General features: G+C 57.6%; 6 protein-coding genes. 2 read left to right on the forward strand and 4 right to left on the reverse strand.

All coding sequences use genetic code 11. The features are described 5' to 3' along the window. Positions 1-350 precede the first annotated feature (350 nt). Together IRZ24_RS13010 and IRZ24_RS13015 are read right to left on the reverse strand one after the other, a co-directional pair. Complete coding sequence (locus IRZ24_RS13010) at positions 351-1,046, reverse strand: hypothetical protein (RefSeq protein WP_297164926.1); 696 nt, start codon at positions 1,044-1,046, stop codon at positions 351-353. Positions 1,047-1,362: 316 nt separating this feature from the next. After that, positions 1,363-5,079: a UvrD-helicase domain-containing protein gene (locus IRZ24_RS13015; protein WP_297164928.1), complete on the reverse strand. Its 3,717-nt coding sequence runs from the start codon at positions 5,077-5,079 to the stop codon at positions 1,363-1,365. Between the two features lie 457 nt (positions 5,080-5,536). Between IRZ24_RS13015 and IRZ24_RS13020 the strand changes: the two genes are divergently transcribed. Continuing rightward, entirely contained in the window at positions 5,537-6,211 is a 675-nt protein-coding gene (locus IRZ24_RS13020) for a hypothetical protein (protein ID WP_297164930.1), read from the forward strand. Positions 6,212-6,319: 108 nt separating this feature from the next. Further along, on the forward strand, positions 6,320-7,123 hold the full coding sequence (locus IRZ24_RS13025; RefSeq protein ID WP_297164932.1) for a type III pantothenate kinase: 804 nt from the start codon (positions 6,320-6,322) through the stop codon (positions 7,121-7,123). A gap of 156 nt (positions 7,124-7,279) precedes the next feature. On the opposite strand, the gene IRZ24_RS13030 is transcribed toward IRZ24_RS13025, so the two are convergent. Together IRZ24_RS13030 and IRZ24_RS13035 are read right to left on the reverse strand one after the other, a co-directional pair. Next, on the reverse strand, positions 7,280-8,047 hold the full coding sequence (locus IRZ24_RS13030) for a hypothetical protein (RefSeq protein ID WP_297164934.1): 768 nt from the start codon (positions 8,045-8,047) through the stop codon (positions 7,280-7,282). Between the two features lie 68 nt (positions 8,048-8,115). Beyond that, a complete protein-coding gene (locus tag IRZ24_RS13035; protein ID WP_297164936.1) occupies positions 8,116-8,448 on the reverse strand; it encodes a hypothetical protein in 333 nt (110 codons plus the stop codon). Positions 8,449-8,605 lie beyond the last annotated feature (157 nt).

Here is an 8,605-nt window from a genome sequence, read left to right on the forward strand (position 1 = left end):
CCTGCTCATCGTCGCGCGAGACAAAGGTATACTCATGGGCTGACTCGCCCGGTCCCTTGGTAATGCCCACAGGCTTGCGACCCGTGCGCCCTCGCGAAACAGGAGGCACATTGGCAGAATCGCTTACCATAGCCGCTTTCACTCCATCTCACGTGAGAGAACTGCTATTCTGAACTGCACTGCCTGGCAGATCAGCTTCTTTCCAGGCCTGCCGTGTCCGGCTGTCCGATCTTGGCTCTTACACGAGCCAGGCAGCCAGAGCTGAGGGGAAGAGCCGGCCTGGCCGACCTGATCCGGTCCAGTCCGTTCCGCTCGCCGCGCCCCCTCGCTCTCTGCGCGCTCATCCCGGTCTAGCCAGTGGTTTCAACCTTGAGACGCCAGGCAAAGTTTCGCTTGACAATTGAAAGCAGAGAGAGATTTTGAGGAAATAGGCGCTCTAATTGATCAATGATACAAAGCGTGACCATTGGCAGCAAGCTATTGCGTTGGGCGATGATGTGGGGCAGATAGCCCATATGGAGATAGGGCGGCTCATCTGGCCTATCGGGATCGCTGAAGAAGTGGAACGCCCGCACCTGTTCATCGTCCATTGTCTCGATCTCGCTTCCCAGCTCCAGCGAGAGCAAGGGCACGCCATGCTTAATCGCGAGCACTTCCGTTCGCCCCTCGGGCGTCGTTCGTTCCTGCATCATGCCGAGCACCATGACATAGATCAACACGGCGCGCTCGGCAATATAGTCGGGCGAGAAGAGTTCAACCTGTGTTTCATTGGAGAGGCGTGGTCCCAGCGAGCCGAAGGTCGGATTGAGCAAGATGGTATCGTAGATGACGCCGACGGCGTAGGTTCGTGGTTCCGTGCTCATACCCAGCACGCGATGCAGCTCCGCCTCTGGATCATCGCCTTGGCGTGCACGCACAGCAATGCGTACGAAGCGTCCGAAGGCGTAGTCTTCAGGCGCCGGCTCAACCTCGACCTCGCGCGGTCCATAGATCTGACAGACGTAATTGATATGCGAGTCGGATTTGACAATCTTGCCAATGAACATGCCGATGCCTCGTGTGCGGGCATGAAGTAGCACGCCCTGTATCTATTGTAACGACCACTTCTCTCTTGAGAGACGACTTAAGATCGCCTTCCCTTGATAAGCGTCTCTTTTTTTTCAAAAGCTACTTATGTCAGAGAGAGCCGTTGTCGTAGCAAGAACGAGCGCCTACGGCCCATCTCACTGGCGGCCATTATACCATACTGGGTGCCACGAGGAGGAGGCAGGTCGTTCTTCTCGGTCGGCTGATTCAGCTGGGACCGCAGGCTTTGTGAGCGGGTTAGGGGACGGTGGCTGAGAAGAGAGTACCGCGTCAACCTCAGGCGGGGCAAATGAGAAAGAAGGGGCAGGTCGGGCAGCGCCCTGGGTCAGCGGGGGCGGCAGGGTAATCATGCTGTTTGAGGCGTTCGATGCTCTCAACCAGTCTGGTGTACAGATTCTGCTCGCGTCGCTGCCCGAGTTTCACCGCACTGACCTCACCTGTGGTCAGGTTGTCGCTCTGTAGCTCGGCCTCTTGTCCGGGATAATGCTCGCGATAAGCGCGCATATAAAGTAGTTCGCGTATATCAGGTTCAGGCTCCTGCTTGCGCCGACCAAAGCGCGTGCGCACAAAGCGTACAGGCTGGTTCGGCCGCCGTGGCACCTCGACCCGATCGACATCGACTCGAATCGTCTGTCCGGCAATCTCTATAGTGAAGCCGCGCCCAAGTAGCCAATGTTGAGTTTCAACGCTATCACGCAGCTTGCGATGAAGCTGCTCGGCCACTTCGCGTCCGTGCCGTTCGTAGAGCGAGGCAAAAGGCGACTCCTGGCCGCCAAGTTCCCGCCAGTGCCGACTATAGAGTTCACAGACAGCTTCGCAGGTCGGCAGGGTGTCTGATGCCTCTTCTGGGGAAGTAGCCTGGCGCCCTTCCTCGATCCAATCGTAGAGGGTTTCTAGCGTTTTGCGTATGGCCTGAACAAAGAGAGCGTAGCTCTCTTGCAAAGGCTGAAAGCGATAGATATAGCTATAGAGATACTTGCGAGGGCACTGCTGATAGCATTCCAGGGCGGAGACGCTGAGAATCTCCGGCTGCATAGCCCGGATAAACTCCTCATGGGGCAGGGCAGGAGGCAGAGGCTCAGGCTTTGCTTGGTCGCTAGTGCCTGGCCCACTTTGCTGGCGCCATTCTGTTCTTACCAGGCGCTCGGGCGGCAGGCTGGTCAGCACTGGCTCCAAAAAAGTCGATGGCTTTGCTGCTCGCCTGCCTGGACGACGGCTATAACTTAGCACGAGATGATCGCGCGCGCGCGTAATGCCGACATAGAAGAGGCAGGCTTCGCCCACTTCATGCAGGCTTCCTTCATCGCCCTCAAATGAGAGCATACCCTCAGGTGGTGGGGCCGGGTTATAGCGACGTGCGGCGGGAAAGCGCTGCTGGTTCAGTCCGGGCAAATAGATCACAGGAAATTCCAAGCCTTTGCTAGCATGAACTGTCATGACACGCACAACGTCCGCTTCATCTCCCTGGCTCAGCTCAAGGCTTTGCTGGCGCGCGCTGCTGTCCTGGCGTAGCATCGATAGCACGCGCAAATACTCTAAGAAGCCGCGCGCGCGTTCATAGATCAGGCCGGCCTGGGGAGTGCCTGTTTGGTCGGTAGGCTGGCCATCCGTCGCTGGAGAAGTTTCCTGCTGTTGGCGCTGCTGCTGTAAGTCGTAGCGTCGCGCTAGCTGGAGCAGTAGAGCGTAGTCAGCCAGTACCGCCTTCGCCTGAGCGTCGTTGCGGTCGAGAAGGCGACGCACTTGATCTGTCTCGACCAGCAGATACTGAGCGAGCAGCGACCAGATATCAGAGGCTGCGCTCAAACGTTGGAGCAGTTCACTGAGCAAGTGTAACGAGCGTCGCCCGGCAGGGCTGATGGTCTCGGGGATCTCGCCGCGCAGCAGGAGCAGGCCAGGGGCAAGCTGTTGTTCGCGCGCTACCCGTAGCAGAGCCTCGATATCAGCCTGACTGAGAGGGTGCTCCGGCCAACGGGCCGCGCGCAGTAAGCCCATGCCATCCGGCCCAGCCAGCAAGAGCACTGGAGCCAGAGCATCCTTGATGTGCTCCTGCTCCAGCGTGCCGCCGCTCTCGATGACTGGTAGGCCCGCTATTGCTAGGGCCTGCGAGATGCGTCGGGCCTGAGCACGTGTCCGACAGAGCACGACGAGGTCACGGTAGCGGTATCCCTGGCGAGCACGCTCCTGGAGATCAGCAATCAGGCCGGCTAGTTCGTCAGTTTCATTCTCGGCCACCGCCAGCGTCACATACGGCTCGGGCGGTGAGGAACGTGTGGCTTCGTTGCGCCGGAGGGCTGCCTCCCCATCTGTCTGCCCAGCTTCCAGATGCTGGAGGCGAAAAGCTTCGGCCAGTGCAACGATATCGGGACGCGAGCGATAATTGCGGCTCAGCGAGAGTATCAGGGCCCCGGGATAGTCCTCCTGGAAGCGCGTGATGTTGGCGGGAGAGGCGCCACGGAAGCCGTAGATAGCCTGGTTTGCATCACCCACTACCCAGACGCGGCGCGCCTCGCCCGCTAACAGACGTAATAGCACCCCACTGGCTCGGTTGATATCTTGAAATTCATCAACAAGGATGTGTTGGTAGCGCTGCTGGAGCTGCAGCAGAATATCATTGTGGCTGGCGAGAAGCTGCACTGTCAGCATAATCAGGCCGCCAAAGTCGACGTCGCCACGCCGCTCCAGCTCCTCCTGATAGAGTTGGTAGATCGCCGCCACTTCAAGGGCCCGCTCTGCACGCTCACGCTCTTCGACTGTCTGGGCCTGCTCTCGCATCTGCTCCGCTAATTGGCGGTAACGTTCAGGAGTTACCAGCTCGTCCTTGGCGCGCGAGATTGCTTTCAGAATATCAGGGAAATAGAGCGTAGGCTGTGTCAGATGATGATAATAGTAGAGAGGAAGGCGAGGCGCCAAATTACGTAGCAAAAAGTAGCCTTCGGCATCGTCAATTAAGGCAAAGTCAGGACGGAGACTCACCAACTCGCTATACTGGCGTAGTAACTCGGCACAGAAAGCATGAAACGTGCTGACCGTCGGTAGCTCTCTGTGATCAACGCCCTGTCCTAGGCGCGCACGCAGGGCATGCGCTAGACGCTCCTGCATTTCCTCAGCGGCCTTGCGCGAAAAGGTTAAGGCCAGAATAGAGCGCGGTGCAACGCCGCAGGAGCAGATGAGATACTCAGCGCGCCCGATAAGCGTGCTGGTTTTGCCGCTGCCAGGACCGGCGATCACCAGAGCCGGGGTGGTCGCTGTGATGGCTGCTTGCTGGAACTCATCGTAATGTCGACTCACACTCGCCGCCGCCTGCCTCGGCTGTTCCCGTTGTTCCATGACAAGAGGATATTCTTTGAGCAGGCCGGCCAGACGGTTGAGAATGGCAGCCAGTGAGACCCCGAAACGCTTCGCCAGCACAAGCGGCGGCTGCCGTTGTTCCACATAGAGCGCGCGCACCTCTTCCAGGGGCATCAGCAGTTCAGCAGCGAAGAGGTTCGCCGTCAGCTCGCGTTGACTGCGGGGACTATAGGACTGGCCAGGCCCCAAGAGTTCTTCGATGCTGTCGCCGTCAGAGATGGCTCCTACTTCTTCGCGTATATCGGCTTCGTTGCACAGGCTCGCTTGATCAGGCTCTTCTCTGACAAGTGTCGCCATCCCGAGCTTGAGAGGTTTCAACATCTCTTCAAGCCCCGGCAATAGGAGACGCATGGCCGCAGTTAAAGGACGATGGAGGATCACATGGCCAAGTTCATGCGCGAGGGTAAAACGCCACTGCGGCTCAGGTAAAGTGCGGCAGATCCAGATCAGATTATCACCCGGCTCCAGGTAGCCGTAGGTTCCTGGGGGCTGATCAGCAGGATGAAACGTGGCAATCTCCAGCCCCAGCCAGGCAATCAGCTCATCCAGAGGCACCGTCTCGGCCTCCGACGGTCTATGGTCGTGGTAGCACTGGCGCAGGTAGCGAGCTGCCAGTGTAGCCAACGCGCGGCTCTCTTGCTCCATAGATGGCGCCTCTCTCCCCGCGACTTATTCCTCCCCTTCGCCTTCTCTTGCTGATCGACCTGTCTGTCTACTGGCCATCGTTCTCAGGGTCTCAAGCCGCCCGGCGACAGGCAGAAAGCAGAAGGGGAAAGCCACAGCTTCTCAAGCATTATATCATGCTCGCCAGCGATGGCCAAATCTCACGGGGTCGAGATGCGACGTTGCAGGTATGTAGGAGGAAGGAGAGAGCAATCTTGGAGGGTAGAGTGGGAGGGACTAAGCTCTAGGGAGGCTGACTGAACCACTGGCGGCTACGTGACCGAGCAAAAACTTTCTGCGCAGCGGCCTGGATTTGCTATAATTGAGGGAGACAGGCAGGCGGCTAGTCCTGGCTGGTGCGCGCAGCGGGCAAAATGGCCAGGCGCAGCGCAGCGGCAAGGGAGCGGACACGCCCCACACCTACGGGAGGTTCCTGGTCATGGAAGCAGCCGAAATATTGACTCGCGCCAGAGCGGGCGAAGAAAAGCCAGATGGCTGGATTATCCTGCCATTACAGCGCGGCAGAGTGATCCTCTCAATCATTGGCTGGCTCTTCAGGGCAGCTCTGGGACTCATTCTATTCGCGGTTATCTTCCCCATTATGGTGCCCGAAAACTACCACAGTGTTTTCGGAGCGATTGCCAGCACTATTATTCTTGGCATCCTACTTTTTATCGGTCTGGGTAGCATCTGGTGCCTGATCAACGATGTACACCGTCTCATCAGAGCACAAGACTATCTCATTGTGATCACTCCCGAGGACTTTGTCCAGCAAGCTGGGGATAGGGTGGTACATGTTCCCCTGATCAACGTTCGTTATGTGACAGCCAGAGGACGTGCCAGGCCTGACCGCACACCACCTACGACCAGTCAGCTTTCGCAACTTGGCAGCGCAAGCGAGAACATGGTGGGTTTTCTCTTTGGACGTGGCATGACCCAGTCGCCCGAGGAGCGGCGCAAGGCTATGAGTTCCCGCGCCCCCACCTCACTGGCTTTTATTGACACCCGCACGAACACCGAGGTCGTTGTCACTACCGATACGGCCTATGGCGACCCCTTCCTGATCGCGGCCTTGCTGAAGCAATACGCCGCCAGAGTACAGCAGATCGCCTGAGCCGGGTTCGCGCGCGAGTTACTCACTCTCTTCGCCCGCGAATCGTATCTGAGTAGTTCTTTTGTTTTTTTCTAAGCTATCCTCTCTGGCCACCAACAGGAGTTCCCTATGCTGCTGGCTATCGATATTAGCAACACTAACATTAAATTTGGCCTCTATAACAGTGAGACCCTCAAGCATCACTGGGCCGTTTCCACCGTGCGTCAGCGCACCGCTGATGAGTACGCCATGTTGTTGGGCACCCTCATGCATCACAGCGGTCACTCTTTCAGCGACGTCCATGCCGTTATTTTCTCATGTGTTGTGCCCCCGCTGACGCCGGTCTTTCAGGAGATGGTTCAGCGCTATTTTCATCAGGAAGCCATCATTGTCGATCATACGCTGGACCTGGGCCTGCGTCTGTTAGTCGACAACCCGTGGGAAGTAGGCTCTGACCGTATTGTCACCGCCATCGCCGCCCATGAGCTATATGGTGGTCCTGCTATTGTCATTTCCTTCAGCACGGCTGCCACCTTTGACGTGATCTCAGCTCAGGGCGACTTTCTTGGCGGAGCGATTGCCCCAGGGCTGATGATCTCTGCCGAGGCTCTCAGCAGTGCCGCGGCGCGCCTTTTCCGCGTCGAGCTGACTCCTCCACGCTCGGCTCTGGGCAAGAACACGACCGAGAACATGCAATCGGGCATCATCTACGGTCATGTGGGCCTGGTTCAGGGATTGATCCGCCGCCTGCGCGCTGAGATCCCCGAGGTGCGCGATCAGGACGAAGTGAAGATCATCGCTCACGGCGGCCTGGCCAATTTCATGGCTCCGCTGATCCCCGAGATCCAGTATGTTAACCAGTTCCTTCCCCTGGAGGGCCTGCGCATCGCCTACGACCGCTTACGTAACGGCTACCGCCAGCGTGAGCGCTAGCCTCGGGCGCAAGCTGCCTCGCCTCCTGTTGCCCTTCCCCACCGCAACGCTTCTCTACAGCAAAGCTAACAAGGCGAAGAGGCTGGCCTCTTCGCCTTGTGGCGGTTATGACCCTGTTCCCACGCTCAGTTACCAGCAGGTTGGGTAGTGAGTCAGCTAGTCCTTCAATAACTGGGCGATCTGGTGTAGATCGCTGGCTGCTTGGTGCAAGGCTGTATGGGCTGTTTTCTCGGCGCTGCGTACCTTTGCCAGGTTGCTGGCGTAGGCTGTGCGCTCCTGATTATAGTTCTCCGGGGTCAGCGTGGGGAGGGTACTCTGCACCGTATCAAACTGGGCCTCGGCTGTCACAAGCTGAGCCTTAAAGTCAGTGTAGAGACTTTGCAACTGGGCCTGTTTACTGGCAGGCGCAGAAGCAATCGCCTTCTCAATAGTGGCCTTAGCCGCTGCCATCTTGCTCGCTAGTTTCTCTTCGATATCAAAGTGGAGCTGCTGATAATCGCGCGGCAGCACGACCGCATAGATGCGGAACTGCCAGAAGATGTTTTTCACATCCTGACGAGCAGCCTGAGCTGAGGTCTCTGCGTCCAGCTTACTCTGTAGCGACTTCAGGCCATTTTGATTGGTGGCAATGTCAGCCTGCAGGGCACTGGCCGCATCAGCAGTGATATGACCGGCTTGCTGTTGCTGCGTTACGCGGCTACTGAGAGTATTCAAGGCGTTCAAGCGCGCCGTGATCAGTTGGTTACCGACGTTGATGACACACTGAACATCGTCGCGGGCGCACTTAGTGCCGGAGCTAGGTGCAGCTTGGGCAATGGCCGGTAGAGCCAAGAAGGCCAACAAACCTGCCAGCGTGACACCAATCAGCGTTACCACAGTCAGTTTACTGGCAGGCCTCACTATCCTGAAGAGTTTCGCTTTCATCTTCTGAGTCTCTCCGCGCATGGTAATTGATCGGTTAGGTAGCAATGATCAAGACCGCTCCTGGCTTTCTAGGGCAGGGGAGCGTTATCCTGGCCTTGGTCGCTGTTATTAGCGTCATTCTGGGCCTGATCCAGCGCCGGCAGCGTTCCCTGAACCTGCTGGTCAATCGACTGCACTTGCTGTGCAGGGCTACCCTCGCCTGTCGGTGGCGTGCTATCCTGATTGCTCACCGGCGTAGACTGACTCTGCGAGCTGGCAGGAACGACCTGATGCTGCGAGCTGGCAGCATGTCCAGCACAGGCTGTTAAGGCCAACATTGCTGCAATCAGGAGAAGCAGCAAGACCAGACTAAGTAGAGGACGCCTAGAGACAGCGCTTGGCACCGATGATTTTCTGCTCATTTTATCTTTCAGCCTAGATTCTACCACAATAATCTCTTCTTTCATTTTTGTCCTGCTTTAAGCGCCGGGTAAGCGAGCCGGGACAGGTCGGGATGAGGATAGTCAAGAAGGGCTGGCTTACCACAGCCAGGCACAGCAAGCTCATCGCTTTAGGGGT

This window comes from Thermogemmatispora sp., from assembly GCF_019683755.1.
GTDB lineage: Bacteria > Chloroflexota > Ktedonobacteria > Ktedonobacterales > Ktedonobacteraceae > Thermogemmatispora.

Bases quoted from the DNA above. Each gene is read 5' to 3' on its own strand.
- IRZ24_RS13010 (WP_297164926.1), bottom strand. From the start codon at position 1,046: ATGTTCATTGGCAAGATTGTCAAATCCGACTCGCATATCAATTACGTC.
- IRZ24_RS13015 (WP_297164928.1), bottom strand. From the start codon at position 5,079: ATGGAGCAAGAGAGCCGCGCGTTGGCTACACTGGCAGCTCGCTACCTG.
- IRZ24_RS13020 (WP_297164930.1), top strand. From the start codon at position 5,537: ATGGAAGCAGCCGAAATATTGACTCGCGCCAGAGCGGGCGAAGAAAAG.
- IRZ24_RS13025 (WP_297164932.1), top strand. From the start codon at position 6,320: ATGCTGCTGGCTATCGATATTAGCAACACTAACATTAAATTTGGCCTC.
- IRZ24_RS13030 (WP_297164934.1), bottom strand. From the start codon at position 8,047: ATGAAAGCGAAACTCTTCAGGATAGTGAGGCCTGCCAGTAAACTGACT.
- IRZ24_RS13035 (WP_297164936.1), bottom strand. From the start codon at position 8,448: ATGAGCAGAAAATCATCGGTGCCAAGCGCTGTCTCTAGGCGTCCTCTA.